Annotated in this window: 15 protein-coding genes; 8 read left to right on the plus strand and 7 right to left on the minus strand. The window is 70.2% G+C overall.

Annotated features, from left to right (window positions below; translation table 11 throughout):
- Positions 1 to 21: 21 nt before the first annotated feature.
- The 4 genes from fabG (at position 22) to ACIOJD_RS12710 (ending at position 3,187) form a co-directional block, all read left to right on the plus strand.
- Positions 22 to 783, plus strand: a complete 762-nt coding sequence (gene fabG, locus ACIOJD_RS12695) for a 3-oxoacyl-ACP reductase FabG (protein ID WP_401911851.1) — start codon at positions 22 to 24, stop codon at positions 781 to 783.
- 112 nt (positions 784 to 895) lie between these two features.
- Positions 896 to 1,657 carry an SDR family oxidoreductase gene (locus ACIOJD_RS12700; protein WP_401913847.1) on the plus strand — a complete coding sequence of 254 codons (762 nt, stop codon included), beginning with the start codon at positions 896 to 898 and terminating at the stop codon, positions 1,655 to 1,657.
- A 105-nt stretch (positions 1,658 to 1,762) separates the two neighbouring features.
- Complete coding sequence (locus tag ACIOJD_RS12705; RefSeq protein ID WP_401911853.1) at positions 1,763 to 2,446, plus strand: uracil-DNA glycosylase; 684 nt, start codon at positions 1,763 to 1,765, stop codon at positions 2,444 to 2,446.
- A gap of 150 nt (positions 2,447 to 2,596) precedes the next feature.
- Complete coding sequence (locus tag ACIOJD_RS12710) at positions 2,597 to 3,187, plus strand: hypothetical protein (protein ID WP_401911856.1); 591 nt, start codon at positions 2,597 to 2,599, stop codon at positions 3,185 to 3,187.
- A 33-nt stretch (positions 3,188 to 3,220) separates the two neighbouring features.
- Here the strand turns inward: ACIOJD_RS12710 and ACIOJD_RS12715 are convergent, their stop codons facing one another.
- Together ACIOJD_RS12715 and ACIOJD_RS12720 are read right to left on the minus strand one after the other, a co-directional pair.
- The gene (locus tag ACIOJD_RS12715; RefSeq protein WP_401911857.1) at positions 3,221 to 3,682 is read right to left on the minus strand and encodes a hypothetical protein; all 462 of its coding nucleotides are present in this window, start codon (positions 3,680 to 3,682) and stop codon (positions 3,221 to 3,223) included.
- Positions 3,683 to 3,924: 242 nt separating this feature from the next.
- On the minus strand, positions 3,925 to 4,446 hold the full coding sequence (locus ACIOJD_RS12720; protein WP_401911859.1) for a DinB family protein: 522 nt from the start codon (positions 4,444 to 4,446) through the stop codon (positions 3,925 to 3,927).
- Between the two features lie 269 nt (positions 4,447 to 4,715).
- Between ACIOJD_RS12720 and ACIOJD_RS12725 the strand changes: the two genes are divergently transcribed.
- Positions 4,716 to 5,621 carry a Gfo/Idh/MocA family protein gene (locus ACIOJD_RS12725; protein ID WP_401913849.1) on the plus strand — a complete coding sequence of 302 codons (906 nt, stop codon included), beginning with the start codon at positions 4,716 to 4,718 and terminating at the stop codon, positions 5,619 to 5,621.
- On the opposite strand, the gene lnt is transcribed toward ACIOJD_RS12725, so the two are convergent.
- Positions 5,545 to 7,098, minus strand: a complete 1,554-nt coding sequence (lnt, locus tag ACIOJD_RS12730) for an apolipoprotein N-acyltransferase (RefSeq protein WP_401911862.1) — start codon at positions 7,096 to 7,098, stop codon at positions 5,545 to 5,547. The two genes, ACIOJD_RS12725 and lnt, sit on opposite strands and share 77 nt — an antisense overlap.
- Positions 7,099 to 7,395: 297 nt before the next feature.
- Entirely contained in the window at positions 7,396 to 7,854 is a 459-nt protein-coding gene (locus tag ACIOJD_RS12735) for a nuclear transport factor 2 family protein (RefSeq protein WP_401911865.1), read from the minus strand.
- Positions 7,855 to 8,110: 256 nt separating this feature from the next.
- Between ACIOJD_RS12735 and ACIOJD_RS12740 the strand changes: the two genes are divergently transcribed.
- The gene (locus ACIOJD_RS12740; protein WP_401911867.1) at positions 8,111 to 8,695 is read left to right on the plus strand and encodes an RICIN domain-containing protein; all 585 of its coding nucleotides are present in this window, start codon (positions 8,111 to 8,113) and stop codon (positions 8,693 to 8,695) included.
- A gap of 40 nt (positions 8,696 to 8,735) precedes the next feature.
- Here ACIOJD_RS12740 and ACIOJD_RS12745 read toward each other — a convergent pair whose 3' ends face one another.
- The 3 genes from ACIOJD_RS12745 to ACIOJD_RS12755 all read right to left on the minus strand — a co-directional run bounded on the left by ACIOJD_RS12745 (position 8,736) and on the right by ACIOJD_RS12755 (position 11,694).
- The gene (locus ACIOJD_RS12745; RefSeq protein WP_401911869.1) at positions 8,736 to 10,100 is read right to left on the minus strand and encodes an MFS transporter; all 1,365 of its coding nucleotides are present in this window, start codon (positions 10,098 to 10,100) and stop codon (positions 8,736 to 8,738) included.
- Positions 10,101 to 10,214: 114 nt separating this feature from the next.
- Entirely contained in the window at positions 10,215 to 10,574 is a 360-nt protein-coding gene (locus ACIOJD_RS12750; RefSeq protein WP_401911871.1) for an ArsR/SmtB family transcription factor, read from the minus strand.
- Between the two features lie 133 nt (positions 10,575 to 10,707).
- A complete protein-coding gene (locus ACIOJD_RS12755) occupies positions 10,708 to 11,694 on the minus strand; it encodes a sporulation protein (RefSeq protein ID WP_401911874.1) in 987 nt (328 codons plus the stop codon).
- A gap of 656 nt (positions 11,695 to 12,350) precedes the next feature.
- On the opposite strand from ACIOJD_RS12755, the gene ACIOJD_RS12760 reads away from it, so the two are divergent.
- Both ACIOJD_RS12760 and ACIOJD_RS12765 read left to right on the plus strand, forming a co-directional pair.
- A complete protein-coding gene (locus ACIOJD_RS12760) occupies positions 12,351 to 14,648 on the plus strand; it encodes a glycosyltransferase (RefSeq protein ID WP_401911875.1) in 2,298 nt (765 codons plus the stop codon).
- Entirely contained in the window at positions 14,645 to 15,970 is a 1,326-nt protein-coding gene (locus tag ACIOJD_RS12765) for an acyltransferase family protein (RefSeq protein WP_401911878.1), read from the plus strand. The genes ACIOJD_RS12760 and ACIOJD_RS12765 overlap by 4 nt, the downstream gene beginning before the upstream one ends.
- The last annotated feature ends 75 nt before the right edge of the window (positions 15,971 to 16,045 follow it).

Consider the following 16,045-nt stretch of genomic DNA (forward strand, 5'->3'; position numbering starts at 1 on the left):
CCCAGGGCGAGGAGATCAGGGATGTCCACCACCGAGCAGCGTGTCGCCGTTGTGACCGGGGCAGCGCGGGGCATTGGCGCCGCCACCGCGGTACGGCTGGCGGCCGAGGGCCGCGCCGTCGCCGTTCTCGACCTCGACGAGGCGGCCTGCAAGGACACCGTCGAGAAGATCACCGCGGCGGGCGGCACGGCACTGGCCGTCGGCTGTGACGTCTCCGACAGCGGGCAGGTGGAGGCGGCCGTCGCGCGGGTCGTCGCCGAGCTGGGTGCGCCGACGATCCTCGTCAACAACGCGGGTGTGCTGCGGGACAATCTGCTCTTCAAGATGAGCGAGTCCGACTGGGACACCGTGATGAATGTGCACCTCAAGGGCGCGTTCCTGATGGCCAAGGCGTGCCAGAAGCACATGGTGGACGCCCAGTTCGGCCGTATCGTCAACCTCTCCTCCAGCTCCGCGCTGGGCAACCGGGGGCAGGCCAACTACGCCGCCGTCAAGGCCGGCCTCCAGGGCTTCACCAAGACCCTCGCCAAGGAACTCGGCAAGTTCGGCGTCACCGCCAACGCCGTGGCCCCCGGCTTCATCGTCACCGAGATGACCGCCCAGACCGCCGCCCGGGTCGGCATGGCCTTCGAGGACTTCCAGGCCGCCGCTGCCTCCCAGATCCCGGTCCAGCGCGTCGGAAGGCCGGAGGACATCGCGAACGCCATCGCCTTTTTCACGGGCGACGACGCCGGATTCGTCTCCGGCCAGGTGATGTACGTCGCCGGCGGACCGCTCAACTGACGGCCGGACAGCGCGGCCTGAGACCCCGGCGGCGCGGCCGTGAGCCGAGGCCGGACAGTACGGCCCGCAGCTCGGAGCAAGGAACATGGCGGATCACATGGACGAGGCGAACATGACAGAGCAGCCGCAGGACAGTGGGAAGGTCGCCCTGGTCACGGGCGCGAGCCGGGGCATCGGATACGGCATCGCCGAGGCGCTCGTCGCGCGCGGCGACCGCGTCTGCATCACCGGACGCAATGAGGACGCCCTCAAGGAGGCCGTCGAGAAGCTCGGTTCCGACCGGGTGATCGGTGTGGCGGGCAAGGCACACGACGAGGCGCACCAGGCGGTCGCCGTCGAGCGCGTCATGGAGGCGTTCGGCCGGGTCGACTTCCTGGTCAACAACGCGGGGACCAACCCGGTCTTCGGCCCGATGGCGGATCTGGACCTGAACGTCGTCCGCAAGGTGTACGAGACGAACGTCATCTCGGCGCTCGGTTTCGCCCAGCGGACCTGGCGTGCCTGGCAGAAGGAACACGGCGGCGCGATCGTCAACATCGCGTCGGTCGCGGGGATTTCGGCGTCCCCCTTCGTCGGCGCCTATGGCATGAGCAAGGCGGCGATGGTCAATCTGACCCTCCAGCTGGCGCACGAGTTCGCGCCGGCCGTACGGGTCAACGCCATCGCGCCCGCCGTCGTCAAGACCAAGTTCGCCCAGGCGCTCTACGAGGGCCGGGAGGCGGAGGTGACCGCCTCGTACCCGCTGGGCCGGCTCGGGGTGCCGGAGGACATCGGCGGCGCCGCCGCCTTCCTCACCTCCGACCAGTCGGACTGGATCACCGGGCAGACGCTGGTGGTCGACGGCGGGGTCTTCCTCAACGCCGGAGTGGGGTGACGGTACGGTCGCCGATCTCCGCGAAGCCGCCTGGTAAGGGCCGTTGTCAGTGGTCACCGGTAGGTTCAGTGGCAGACAAGTGATCGCTTACCGGAGGTTGTTGACGTGACCGACACCGACATGCTGCCCGAGTCCTGGCGCGGCGTCCTCGGCGACGAACTGCAGAAGCCCTATTTCAAGGAGCTGACCGAGTTCGTCGAGGAGGAGCGGGCGAAGGGGCCGGTCTACCCACCGCGTGACGAGGTCTTCGCGGCGCTCGACGCCACTCCGTACGACAAGGTCAAGGTCCTGGTCCTGGGCCAGGACCCGTATCACGGCGCGGGCCAGGGGCACGGGCTGTGCTTCTCCGTCCGGCCGGGGGTCAAGACGCCGCCGTCCTTGCGGAACATCTACAAGGAGATGAAGGAGGAGCTGGGCCACCCTGTTCCCGACAACGGCTATCTGATGCCGTGGGCCGAGCAGGGGGTGCTGCTGCTCAACGCCGTGCTGACGGTCCGCGAGGGCGAGCCCAACTCGCACAAGGGAAAGGGCTGGGAGAAGGTCACCGACGCGGTGATCCGCGCGGTGGCCGAGCGGCCCGACCCGGCGGTCTTCGTGCTCTGGGGCGCCTACGCGCAGAAGAAGCTGCCGCTGATCGACGAGGAGCGGCATGTGGTGGTGAAGGGCGCGCATCCCTCGCCGCTGTCGGCGAAGAAGTTCTTCGGATCGCATCCGTTCACCCAGATCAATGAGGCGGTCGCCGCACAGGGCCACGAGCCCATCGACTGGCGCATCCCCGATCTCGGCTGATTCGCGTACGAGGGAGTCGCGGTACGGGGGATTCCCCGGGCCTGCCGACAGTCTCGGGCCGTGTGCCCGAGCCTGAGGGGGATTGCCGGTGACGGCGGCTACCGTCGGATCCGGATCATCCCGGTACGGGCGGCAGCGAAGGCGGCAGCGATGGAGCAGCAGGAGGCGTCGGAGGACGCCGTCATGACCAGGATCGGCCAGGCGGCCATGCTCCTCCACGGCGGTGACCGGGAAGAGGCGCGCAATCGCTTCGGCGAGCTCTGGACGGAGATCGGGGAGGCGGGCGACCCGCTCCATCGCTGCACGCTCGCGCATTACATGGCGGACACGCAGGACGACCCGGGCGATGAACTGGCCTGGGATCTGCGGGCGCTGACCGCTGCCGACGGGCTGACCGGGAGAGCGAAGGACAACGCCCGGGGCGAGGCAGGCGACGGCAGCGGGGAGAACGGGCAGAACGGGCAGAACGACTGGCGTGGGGAGAGCGACGAGGGTGGGGAGAGCGACGGGGGTGAGGCACGGCCGGTCAGGGCAGTTGGTGTCTCACCGGCCGTGCGTTCCTTCTATCCCTCGCTCCATCTCAATCTCGCCGCCGACTACATGAAGCTGGAGCGTCCGGAGGCGGCGCGGCTCCATCTGGACCGGGCGCGTGACGCGGCCGATGCCCTGGGGGACGACGGATACGGGGACGGAGTGCGGGCGGGGATCGACCGGCTTGAGCGCCGGCTGCGCGAGCGGTGAGGAGCATCCGGCCGCCGACGGGGGCGCGGCCGGTCAATTCCGGTATGTCTCGCGGCAGATACGGTCCTGGGGGCTGCCCGCCGGCCAGTCGCCGTACATCTCGCCGAGGGCGCAGACATCGGTGATGGCGGCCGAGGCCGTCGGGAGCCGGAAGGTCCACCGTTGCGCCGGCCGCTCGCCCGGACGCTCCTTCGGCGCGGGCGCGGCTGAGGTGCGTACGGTCCCGGGTGCCCGGTCGGGCGTCGTCCGGTGGACCTCCGGGGAGGGGCGCGGAGCCGGTCGCGGACTCCGGGCGGAGACGGCCGCCTCCAGTGCCTCGTCGGCCGGAGACTGGCCGAACTGCGGTTCGGCGGCTCCCGGCCTGAGGACCCCGCTGCTCGCCCCGGGCTTCGGTTCGGATCCTGGTGCGGGGCGTGGCTGCACGGCCACACACCCGGAGACGGCCGTGACCGCCACGCCCACCAGGACCATGGCTGCGCTTCTTCTTCGGTGCATCCACGCAACTCTGCTGGGTGTGGCAGCCGTTGGGGAGCGGAAGGGCGCCGATTGGCCCGGACGGGTGACGGCGGTCAATCACGCGGGTCCACTCGGTCGTCCACGGTCGTCCGCGGGGGAACCTGTTCCTGGACCGTCGCCTTGAAAGAACGGGTCGAGAAGGCGACCGGCCGGTCCCGGGCCACTCCCACCGGTTTCCGGCAACTCCCGCCCCTCGCCGGTCAACTCCCGCCGGTCTCCGGTCAGTCGCCGGTCACACCGTCGACCCGCTCACGGAGGAGGTCGGCGTGACCGTTGTGCCGCGCGTACTCCTCGATCATGTGGACGTAGATCCAGCGGAGGTTGTACGGCTCGCCCGTGATCCGGTGGCGACGGGGGCCGTCGCCGAGGTCGTCGAGGGCGCGTGAGGCGGCCAGTTCACGGGCGTGGGCGATCTCGGCCCGCCAGGCGGCGTGGGTCCCCTCCCAGGTGTCGTCCGCGCCGGGATGGAAGTCCCCGTCCGGGTCGGCATCGCTGAAGTAGAGGGGCGCGGCCTTCTCGTCGGCCAGTACGTTGCGGAACCAGCCGGCCTCGACCTCGGCCATATGCCGTACGAGGCCGAGCAGGGTCAGGTCCGAGGGTGGGACGGACGCCTCGCGGAGCTGCTTGTCGTCGAGCCCCGCGCATTTCAGGGCCAGGGTCTCGCGGTGGTACTCCAGCCAGCTCTCCAGCATGTCGCGTTCGCCGGCGACGGTGGAGGGTTCGTTGCGCTCAGGTGTCGTCATGCCGGTCATCCTCACGTACGGGCCCCCGCGCGGGCCACGGCTTATTCGCACGAGCGCCCGGCCCCGCCCCTGCTCCGTACCGCGTCACTCCGCGAGGATCGCCGGCCGCGGGCCGTCACCGCGCACGTATGCTTCCCGGACGGCACGGCACGGCACGGCACGGCACGGCACGGCACGACAGCGGACAGCGGTACCAGGCAGCAACAGGCAGTAGCAGGCCGCAGTGGCAGCAAGCGGCGGCAGGCAACGGATTGGCAGGGGAGGCCCTCGTGAAGGTCGGCTGCATCGGGCTCGGCGATATCGCGCAGAAGGCGTATCTGCCGGTGCTGACCACGCTTCCCGGGATCGAACCGCACCTGCACACCCGTACCCCCGCCACCCTGACGAGGACCGCCGAGGCCCACCGCATCCCGGCAGCGCACTGCCACGCCGGTCTCGACTCGCTGCTGGCCCAGGATCTCGACGCCGCGTTCGTGCATGCCCCGACCGCCGCGCACGCCGAGATCGTCACACGGCTGCTCGAGGCGGGCGTACCGACCTATGTCGACAAGCCCATCGCGTACGAACTCGCCGAATCGGAGCGCGTGGTGGGCCTCGCGGAGGAGCGGGGGGTGAGCCTGGCCGTGGGCTTCAACCGCCGTTACGCGCCCGGGTACGCGCAGTGTCTGGAGCATCCGCGCGAGCTGATCCTGTTGCAGAAGAACCGGGTCGGGCTGCCCGAGGACCCGCGCACCTTCGTCCTGGACGATTTCATCCATGTCGTCGACACCCTGCGGTTCCTGCTCCCGGGGCCGGTCGAACACACCGACGTACGGGCGCGGACGCGGGACGGGCTGCTGCACCACGTCGTGCTCCAGCTCTCCGGCGACGGCTTCACCGCCATCGGCATGATGAACCGGCTGAGCGGTTCCTCCGAGGAGATCCTCGAAGTGTCGGGCCAGGACACCAAGCGGGCCGTCCACGATCTCGCGACGATCATCGACCACAAGGGACAGCCGAGCGTGCGGCGGCGCGGCGACTGGGTTCCGGTGGCCCGCCAGCGCGGCATCGAACAGTGCGTCCTGGCCTTCCTCGACGCCGTACGGGCGGGGAAGACGCTCAGCGCGCGGGATGCGCTGCGGACTCACGAGTTGTGCGAGCGCGTGGTACGGGCGGCGTCGGACCAGGCCGCCTGAGCGACCGTACGCCCCTCACGGCGCAGAGCGTCACCAGTACGGCGAGGGCGCCGTGGACCGCCCAGTCGCCGAACCTGACGTACGGAGTCGTGCCCCGGGCCAGCGGGATGTCGTACACGGCGGCCGTGCCGCGGTCCGTCCCGATCGCGCCGCCGACCCGCTCGCCGTTCGGCCCGAAGACCGCGCTGACACCCGTGAGCGTGGCATGCACCATCGGCCGGCCGGTCTCCGCGGCCCGCAGCGCCGCCAGCGAGGCATGCTGCTCCGGCGCCCAACTGTGCTGGAACGACGAGGTGGAAGACTGTGCCACCAGTACCTGCGCACCGTCCGCGACCAGGTGCCTGCTCATGTCGGGGAACGCCGTCTCGAAGCAGACCAGCGGCCCGAACCGCAATCCGCCGCCTCCGGGTCCGGCCCCGTCCCGCTCCCCGCCCGGCAGGGTCATGATCTCTTGCCGGGTGCCGGACACCCGGTCCTCGCCCGCGGCCTTGCCCACCGAGGTGGCCCAGCCCAGCGCGGCACGGGCCGGTATGTACTCACCGAAGGGCACCAGGCGCATCTTGTCGTACGTATCGCCCGTGGGGCCGTTCGGACCGACGAGGACGGCACGTTTGAAGATGCCGACGCGGCCCGACGCGTCGGTGCTGCGGGCGTCCACATTGACCAGTATCTCGGCACCGACCGCGCGGGAGAGCGCGGCGAGGCGCGCTGCCAGATCGGGCCGCGCCGAGAGATCGGAGCTGACGCTGCTCTCGCCCCACACCACCAGATCCACGTCCTGCCCGGCCAGGCCGCGCGTCAGGGCCTCACCGCGGCTGAACCGGCGCTCCACGGCATCGGCCCCGGCGACAACACCCGGCTGCACGACCGCGATCCGTGCCTGGCCCGACTGCTCGGCCCTCGGCACCCAGGCCCAGACCGATCCCACGGTGACGGCGCACACCACGATGCCGATGGCCGCCGTGGTCCGTGCCCCGGTGGCCGCGACCAGCAGGGTGAGCGCGGTGTTCACCGCGACGACCAGCAGGCTCAACAGCCACACTCCGCCCACCGAGGCGAGCCTCAGGGCGGGGGAGACATCCCACTGGCTGGCGCCTATCAGCCCCCAGGGGCCGCCAAGTCCCTGCCAGGACCTGATCAGTTCGATCATCAGCCAGCCCGAGGGCACCACGGCGAGGGCGGCGGCGGCCCGTCCGGCGGCCGGTGCTCCGCCGAGCATGGACCGTACGAGCCATCCCCACGGCGCCCAGAGGAGGCCGAGCAGTGCGGCCAGCACGACGAGGAACACGTGCAGGCTCGGCATCAGCCAGTGATGTACGGCGACCATGAAGCCGAGGCCGCCCAGCCACCCGTCCAGTGCCGCACGACGGGCGGTGGGCGCGGAGCGTATGAGCAGCATCCAGGGCACGAGCGAGACGTACGCGAACCACCACAGCGACGGCGCAGGAAAGGCGAGGGCGGAGAGCGCACCGGCCACGACGGCCGCCGCGCCCCGCCACCATGGCGAGATCAGGCGACTGCGTATCCGTCCGTACCGCGCCCGCGGACGGGACGGCGGTCCCTGAGGCTCCTGTGGGCCGCGCGCCCCGGACCGCCCGAACGGGCCGGGGGGACTCAACTGGCTGTGCCCGTCGGACCGTCCGTGCCTGTCGGGCTGTCCGTGCCGACCGGCCGGAATCCGCATACCGCGCCCCCCTCGTCCTGCCTGATCAGCGCCTTGCCCGATCAGTCGCTCCAGGCTGTCCTTCCCCGGATGCGACGGCGCGAAGCGGGGTCAGAGCACGCCGGAGGAACCCGCGACGCGACGCCACCTCTCCTCGGCCACGACGGTACGGAGCTGCCAGCCCACATCGGCGCGCAGCAGACCGAACACGAACCTGCCGCCGGTCATCAGGTCCTCACCGGACTCGTGGCGCGACGGGTTGAGGTAGTCGGCCCGCATTTCGGCGCGGTCGCCCGGATAACCGCCGAGGTCCTGAATGGTCAGCCGCCGGTTGACGATCAGCTGCTGACGTACGGTGAACGGCCGTAACGTACCGGCCAGCCAGTCGGCGACCTCGGCCGCCGCCCCTTCGATGCCGCCCGCCGCGGTGTAGTCGGCGCGGCCGTCCGGTGTGAACAGGGCCCGGAAACCGGGCCAGTCGGCGTCGTCCATGGTCACCGCGTAACGAGTGATCACCTCATCGATGGCCAGCCGGTCCATCACGGTCGCGAGATCCACACGCTGTGTCATCGGCTCAGTCTCCGTGAGCGGAAGCCTCAAACCAAGAGCTGTGCACACCTGGCGATCACCAGCCAGCCGCGGTGCGATGAACGCCACGGACAGGGCGAGAAGAAGAGGCATACGGAGAGACGACGCGGGTCAGCATGATCGACGTATTGCCACACGAAGGAGTTGTTTGGAGATCACCCCTGTCCTCGGCCGCCACAACGCCTGGCAAGATCCTCGCTTGGCCGGACAATCCGGCTGATACCTATCAGGAGGATCCATGTCGTCAAACAGGCGGAATCGGGTGGGTACGACCTTCGCTGTCGTGGGGACCGCACTGGTCCTGGCCGCGTCGGGACCGATCGCCTCGGCTCAGCCGGATGCGGCTCAGCCCGGATCGAGCCGGGCCGACTCGGTCAGAGCGGTCACGGTGGACCGGCTCAGCCTGCGGCTCGCGTCGGCCCCGGCGCAGGGAGCCAACGTCAAGGGCGGCGGGAGCGAGAACGGTACGGAGGTCATCCAGTGGCCGTACTCCGGTACCGCGAACGAGCGCTGGGAAGCCACGGCGACGGGCGGCGGTTACTACCGGATCGCGTCGCAGGGGAGTGGCAAGTGTCTGAACGTGAGGGGCGGTGGAAGCGCGGACGGGACGTCGGTCATCCAGTACACCTGCGGCTCGGGCGGCAATGAGCAGTGGAAGTTCGTGCGCAAGGGCATCGGGTACCAGGTGGTCGTCCGGTCCAGCGACAAGTGCCTGAACGTCAAGGGCGGTGCCGGTAAGGGGAATCCGCTGATCCAGTACGCCTGCTCCGCCAGCGGCGGCGCCAACGACGTCTGGTTGCCCGTCTGGGAACCGGCTTCCTGATCCACGTCGCCTCCCGCACCGCTCCCCGCGTCCGTGGCGGTCACACTCTCTCCGGGAGCCCCCGCGGCGCGGGCCAGCGTCGGTGCAGGGAGTCGATGCGGTAGTCGTGGCCGTGTCGCCAGCCTTCGTGGGTGGGGACCGCGTCCTGTACGTGCGGGTGCCCGGCGGGGAGTTCGCTGTGCAGGTGGTCGAGACGGTCGGGGTCCGTGCGCGGCCAGATGGCCATGGCGCAGACCGCGGCGGCCAGTCCCACGACGGCCAGTACGGCGGACGCCACGGGCATTCCGGCCGCTGCCGCCAGCCAGCCCGCCAGCGGGTAGGTGAGCAGCCAGCAGCCGTGCGACAGCGAGAACTGCGCGGCGAACGCGGCCGGCAGGTCGCCGGCCGCCGCCGACCGTCGCAGCAGGCGCCCGCACGGGGTGAGGACCACCGAGGTGGCGGCGCCCAGCAGGGCCCAGGCGGCGAGCAGCGCCGGCCAGGCCCAGGGGCCGGGGGCGAGAGCCGTACCGAGGGAGACGGCGGCCAGTACGCAGGGCAGGGCGAAGGCCGCGGGCAGCATCACCGTACGGTCGCCGGCCCGGTCGAGCGCGCGCGGCAGCAGCAGGGCGGCGAGCATGGATCCGGCGCCGTAGGCGCCCAGCGCCAGCGAGACGTCGCCGGCGGCCCGGCCCAGGCCCTCGCGGACCAGGACCACCGTGTTGACGGTGACCATGGCGCCGCCCGCGGCGACCGCCAGGTCCAGGGCGAGCAGCGCGCGGAGCCTGGGGGTGGCGAGGAACAGCCGGGTGCCGAAAGACGCCTGCCTGTAAACGCCTCCCGCGCGTTCCACCGGTACGGGCCTGGGCAGCAGCACCGAGACCACCAGGGCGGCCGACGCCAGGAAACCCGCGGTGGTGCCCGCGAACAGCCAGTTGTACGAGATCAGCGACAACAGCCCGGCGGCCAGTGCCGGGCTGAACAGGCCCTCCAGGTCGTACGCCAGCCGCGACAGGGACAGGGCGCGTGTGTAGTCGGGCTCCTCGGGCAGCACCTCGGGAATCGTGGCCTGGAACGCCGGGGTGAAGGCGGCCGAGGCGCATTGCAGCAGGAAGACCAGGACGTAGACCTGCCACACCTCGGTGACGAAGGGCAGCGAGAGCGCGACGACGGCGCGGGTCAGGTCCATCGACACCAACAGGGCCCGACGCGGGATCCGGTCGGCGAACGCGCCGACGGCCGGGGCGACTCCTACGTAGGCGACCATCTTGACGGCCAGAGCGGTGCCCAGCACCGCGGACGCGTCCGCCCCAGCCATGTCGTAGGCCAGCAGACTCAGGGCCACGGTGGCCAGGCCCGTTCCGACGAGAGCGATGACCTGGGCGGTGAACAGGTGCCTGTACGTGCGGTTGCGCAGCACGGCGAGCATGCGAACGTCCTTGGCCGACGGGTGCGGGGTGCGGCCACCAATCTAATGCACATGTGCGCATTCATGCACACGTTGAGGTGAGGGGCGTGGACGGGCGCGTGAGACGACGGGGTGTCAGTCGTGCCAGGGTCTGCCGGTGACCTGATGGTCGGCGTGGCTGATCGCCTCGACCACCAGGCGGCGCAGGTGCCCGTCCGAGAGGGCGTAGACCACGCGCCGGCCGTCCTTGCGTGACTGCACCAGCTCGGCCAGCCGCAGCTTGGCCAGATGCTGACTCACGGCGGGCCGTGCCGCACCGCAGGCGGCCGCCAGCGCGGTCACATCGGACTCCCCGTGCGTGAGCAGCCACACCAGATGCAGCCGTGTGGGGTCGGAGAGCAGCGCGAAGACCGAAGCCGCGGCGGCGAGTTCGCGGACGCCGGGCGTGTGCTGATGCGCATCGCTCGCTGTTGAGGGTTCTTGGCGTCCGGACATGTACGTATCGTAGGCGCGCCCTCGCTCACCGGCGTCTTCGGCCTCCGGGGCGGCGGCCGGACGGTGGTGTCCGGCCTCCGGGGCGGCGGCCGGACGCCACCGCCCCGTACATCTTCGGGACTACGTGCGGGAGTTACTCGTCGCCACCCTCTTCTTCCTCGTCCTCGAAGGCGTCGCCGATCTCGTCGACGACCTCCGCGGCGACCATGCCGCCCACCACACCGACCGCCACGCCCGCGGCGACACCGGCCACCACGGCGCCGGTGCCCGGACCGGAGTGGTGATGCCCGTCAGAGTGTCCACCGCCGTGGTGTCCACCGCCGTGGTGACCGCCGCCGTGGTGCGCGCCGTGGCGGTCGACGAGCTGCTTGATCCAGGAGTCCACCTCGGCGTTCCAGTCCGTGCTCGCCACGTTGTGGTGGGAGACGGTGAACCGGTTGAGCACATCGTGCCCGTCCGAGAGGACTCCGCCGCGCTTGTCGGCCTCGATGATCACGTCCATGCCGCCGGATGTGGCCAGGAACGTCACCTCGATCTCGGTCACCACATGCGCGTACTGCGCGGGCGGGGTCAGTTCGAGCTCCTGGTAGAAGGGGAGTCGCTGGTCGGTGCCACCGATGCGGCCGAGTTCGAGATCGGCCGATTCGAAACCCCAGCCGAGCTGCCCGAACGCTTCGAGGACGGCCTCCTGGACCGGCAGGGGTGACACGTTCAGCTGGTCGAGATCGCCCTTGTCCTTCGCTCCGGCCACCTCCAGCTCGGTCCGTACCCCCAGGACCACGCCCAGGGCCTGACCGTAGAGCTCGGTCACCGGCGTCTCCCACGGCAGTGTCAGCGAGAACGGGACGGTGTGCTCCGCGTCCTCGGCCAGGCGGAAACCACCGCCGACCGTGACACGGTCGAAGACCACCGTGCCCTCGCTCTCCCCGTCCTCTCCCTCCGCCTCGACACGGGCGACCAGATCCAGCGTGATCCGCTCGATGTGTACGTCCGACTGGCCGCCGCGCAGGCGCACCTGGCCGGACAGGGTGCCGCCCGGTACGGCGGATCCGCCGTCCAGCACGGTGTCGACCGAGGGGCCGCCGACACCGAGGGCTCCGAGCAGTTTCTTGAACACCATTGTGGCCGTCCGCTCCTTCTTGGGCTGTACATCGTCGCTGTGCTGAACGTTCGGGGTTGCCGAGCGCACTCAGAACTACCGCAGAAGGTAAAGCGGTTCCCAAGAGGCGCGCGAAGTGAGCCCATTTTCAGCCACTCTCCGGCTACCTGCGGAACTGCCGTTCCCGGCGGGTGTGACGCACGCCGCTACGGACAGGGGCGGGCATTAATCAACGCGTTACGTTCTGGTTGGCGTGGTGTCACAGTGACCATTGAGGCTGTCTTTACATACGAAGCTCACAGAAACCCGAATCGACCACGGCCCAGAATTCGGTCCTCCCCCCACAATCCGACCAGGATGGGACCACATTTATGGATTTCGCGACACCGCCTTCCCATACGCGCTCCCGAGGGCCTTGCCGAAGAAGCCGAAGCACCGGCAGACCGATCCGCTCCTGACCGGTTGTTCGCACGCCTCCACGCATGGAAGGAAACCCCCAGGTGCTCACTTCGCACCCATCAAGCCCATCGGAAACGTCGGTGGGCTCAACGGCCACAGCTCCGGAACTCTCCGGTCCCGCGCCCGACATGCCCCCCGCGGTGCGTGTGCTGGCGGTCGGTGCGCCAGGGCCACGGCTCGAGTGGCTCACCCGGACCCTGCAGTCGACCGGGCACGAGATGAGCCACGCCGAACCCGGTCAGATCAACGCACAGGTACAGCAAGCTCCCCCGGACGCGATCGTCGCCCTGAACGACGAGCGCGACGGGGTCGATGTGATCCGCGAGGTCCGCGCCGTCCCCGCCGGCCGGGCGCTCCCGCTGCTCATGGTCACCGCCAACCCCGGCTCGTCCGATGTGGTGGACATGCTCCGCCACGGTGCCGACGACTGCGTGGCGGACGGATCGGACGCGGTCGAGCTCTCGGCCCGAATAGAAGCCAAGCTGCGCCGGGTGCCCGTACCGGTCGAGAGCCTGCTCCTCGACCCGCGCACCGGCCTCTACTCCAGCCCGCACTTCCACGAGGAACTCGACCGGGAGTTCCAGCGCCCCGAGGCCAGCCGCCGCGGTGGCGTCATGGTCATGGTCGGCGTGGCCGAGATGGTCGCCCTGGAAACCAGGCTCGGGCCGCGTGTGCGCCGCGAGGTCGCCGAACGGCTGGCCGCCGTGGCGGAGAAGCTCGGCAGTCCGTGCGACCGGCTCGGCTGGGACGACGACGGCCACCTGCTCATGCTGATGCCGGGCATCGACGATGAAGGGGCGCGCCGCAGCCTCGAGCGATTCGCGAGCGCGGTGGCCGGCACCCGGTTCGTCGTCGCCGACGAGAACGTACGGCTGACACCCGCGATCGGCTGGACCCCGCTGGACGGATGCACGGACCACACTCAGGCCGTCGAAAAGGCCCGGGACGCCGTCGACGAGGCGATCGGACACCGGGATCTGCGCCCGGTCATGTACGCGCCGTGGATGCGCGCGGCGCCGGTGCACCGGCGCCCGCGCCGCCTCGGCGGGGCCGTCCGCGCGCTGCTGTCCGCGGCGTCCCCGGTCGTGGTGCTGCTGATCGGGGTGGCCGTACCGTTCCTGCTGTACCAGCAGCTGTACCTGCTGGGCTGGGATCTCGGATCGGCCATGTACTGGGTCGTGGTGGCCGGGCTCGTGGTGTCCGCGGTGCTGATCGTGCTGGAGTGTGTGTACTCGCTCGACGCGACTCCCCGTCCTGACGGGCCGGGAACAGCGGACAGAGCAGCCGCGTCCAACCGGCCCGGAACGCTCACCGCGACCGGTGACTCCAAGGGGCAGAACCGCTCCGCCGGGCAGGAGGAGCGTCCCGAGCACCCCGGGCAGCCGTATCCGCCGGCGAGCGCGGTCATCGCCGCGTACCTGCCGAACGAGGCCGCCACCATCGTCGACACGGTCGAGTCCTTCCTGCGCTTGGACTACCCGAACGACCTGGAGATCATGCTGGCGTACAACACGCCGCACCCGCTGCCCGTCGAGGACACGCTCCGCGAGATCGCCCGCCGCGACCCGCGCCTGGTGCTGCTCCAGGTACAGGGCAGCACGTCCAAGGCACAGAACATCAACGCGGCGGTCACCCGCGTGCACGGCGAGATGGTCGGCATCTTCGACGCCGACCACCACCCGGCACCGAACGCCTTCCAGCACGCCTGGCACTGGCTGTCCAACGGCTACGACGTCGTCCAGGGACACTGCGTGATCCGTAACGGGGACAGCTCCTGGGTCGCGAAGCTGGTGGCCGTGGAGTTCGAGTCCATCTACGCGGTGAGCCACCCGGGCCGGACCCGGCTGTACGGATTCGGTGTGTTCGGCGGCTCCAACGGTTTCTGGCGCACCGACCTGCTGGCCCGGACCCGGATGCACGGGTCGATGCTGACCGAGGACATCGACTCCACCCTGCGCGCGCTGAACGAGGGCGCCCGGATCACCATGGACCGTACGCTCGTCTCGCAGGAACTCGCGCCCACCACACTGAAGTCGCTGTGGAACCAGCGTTCGCGCTGGGCCCAGGGCTGGCTCCAGGTCTCGCTCAAGCACCTGTGGCGCGGCCTGCGTTCGCCGGAGTTCACACCCCGCCAGAAACTGGGGCTCTTCGTCCTGCTCGGCTGGCGTGAGGTACAGCCGTGGCTGACACTCCAGATGCTGCCCATCATCGTGTACTCGGCGTGGAAGGCGGGCGGTGTGACGGAGCTCGACTGGGCGGTGCCGGTCTGCCTGCTGGCGACACTGTTCACGCTGTCGGCCGGAGTGGTCCAGGCCGCGTTCGCCTGGCGGCTCGCCGTACCGGAACTGCGGCGGCGCCGCAGCTGGTTCTGGCGGTACGTCTTCGTCACGACCTTCTTCTACACCCACTTCAAGAACATGCTGGCGCGCCAGGCGTGCCTGAAGGAGGCGTTGGGAGAACGGCAGTGGCGGGTCACACCCCGCGCCGCCGCGAAGAAGGGTGCGGACCGGTCGTGAGCACATCAGCGGTGAACGCCTCAGTGGTGAACGCGTCGGCGGTGAGTACGCCGACGGTGAGCAAGCCGTCGGCCGGGGCCGAGTCGGGGTCGGCGTCCCCGCCCCGCCCCGGCAAGGCGTGGTCCGCCGCCTCCGGTTCGGGGCCCGAGGGCGCACCGGCCCGCAGCAAGGCTCTGGAGATCCAGGGCTTCCGTGGTCTGGCCGCGCTGAGCACGGTCATCTTCCACGTCTGGCAGCTGTACTACCGCTACGACGCGAACGGTTCCCACCCGCCGGTGGACAACCAGTACGTGGGTGCGCTGCTCTCCCTGGAGGTGATCGACCTCTTCTTCGTGCTCTCCGCGTACCTGCTGACGCTGTCGTACGCGCGAGCCGCGATCGACGGCGGATCGACCCGCCCGGCCGGGGTGTTCCTGTTCCGACGGGCGATACGGATCGTGCCGCTGTACTTCACCGCGGTCCTGGTCGTGTGGTCGACCCGTAATTCGAGCCTGCCGGGCAACTGGCTGGATCTTGTCCAGCACCTCACCTTCACCCATGTGTTCAGCAAGGAACAGATCTTCTACACCCTGGGCCCGGTCTGGTCCCTGTCGCTGGAGGTCGTGTTCTACCTCGCGCTCGTGGTGCTCGGACCGCTCGCGGTACGGGTCTGCCGGCCGATCAAGCGCCGGAGCGCCCGGGTGGCCGTGTGCGCGGGAGGCTGCCTGCTGCTGTTCGTCATCCCGCTGGTCTGGATCTCGGTCGCCCACTACGGACTGGCGGTGCCGCACACCAACTGGCCCGTGTACTTCGGCCCGCAGGCCCGCTTCGGCGGTTTCGCCGCGGGCATGGGCCTGGCCGTGCTGATGGTCGCCCTCGGCGACCGGGGCAAGCTGCCGGCCCGCTGGGCGGTGGCCCTCTCGGTGGTCGCGGCGGCGGGCGCGTACTACGTCTCGTTGGACTCGACGGCGGTGAACTTCACGTACACCTTCTACCACCCGCTCACCAGCCTGATGTGGGCGCTGCTGGTCTTCAGCACCATCCACGTGTCCCAACAGGTGCGGTGGCACAGCCTGTTGAGGGCGCGCTGGCTCACCTATGTCGGGCTGGTCAGCTACAGCCTCTTCATCTGGCACGAGCCGGTCATGCTCCAGCTCCAGAAGTCCGGGCTGCTGCCCGCCGATCAGGCGGCCTTCCCCCTGGCGGTGCTGATCGTGCTGCTGGTCGCGCTCCCCGCGGCCGTGCTGAGCTACTGGGTCATCGAATACCCTTCCAGCCTGCTCGGCCGTCTCAAGGACCGCTCCGGGAAGCCGCGTGACTTCTACCCGGACGTGAGCAAGTAGCCCCTACGCGGGACTTCCGCCCCACGCCGAAGGCCCTTCCGCCCCGCACCGCGCCGGGACGGAAGGGCCTTCGGC

The sequence above is a fragment of the Streptomyces sp. NPDC088116 genome, from assembly GCF_044741745.1.
Classification (GTDB): Bacteria; Actinomycetota; Actinomycetes; order Streptomycetales; family Streptomycetaceae; genus Streptomyces.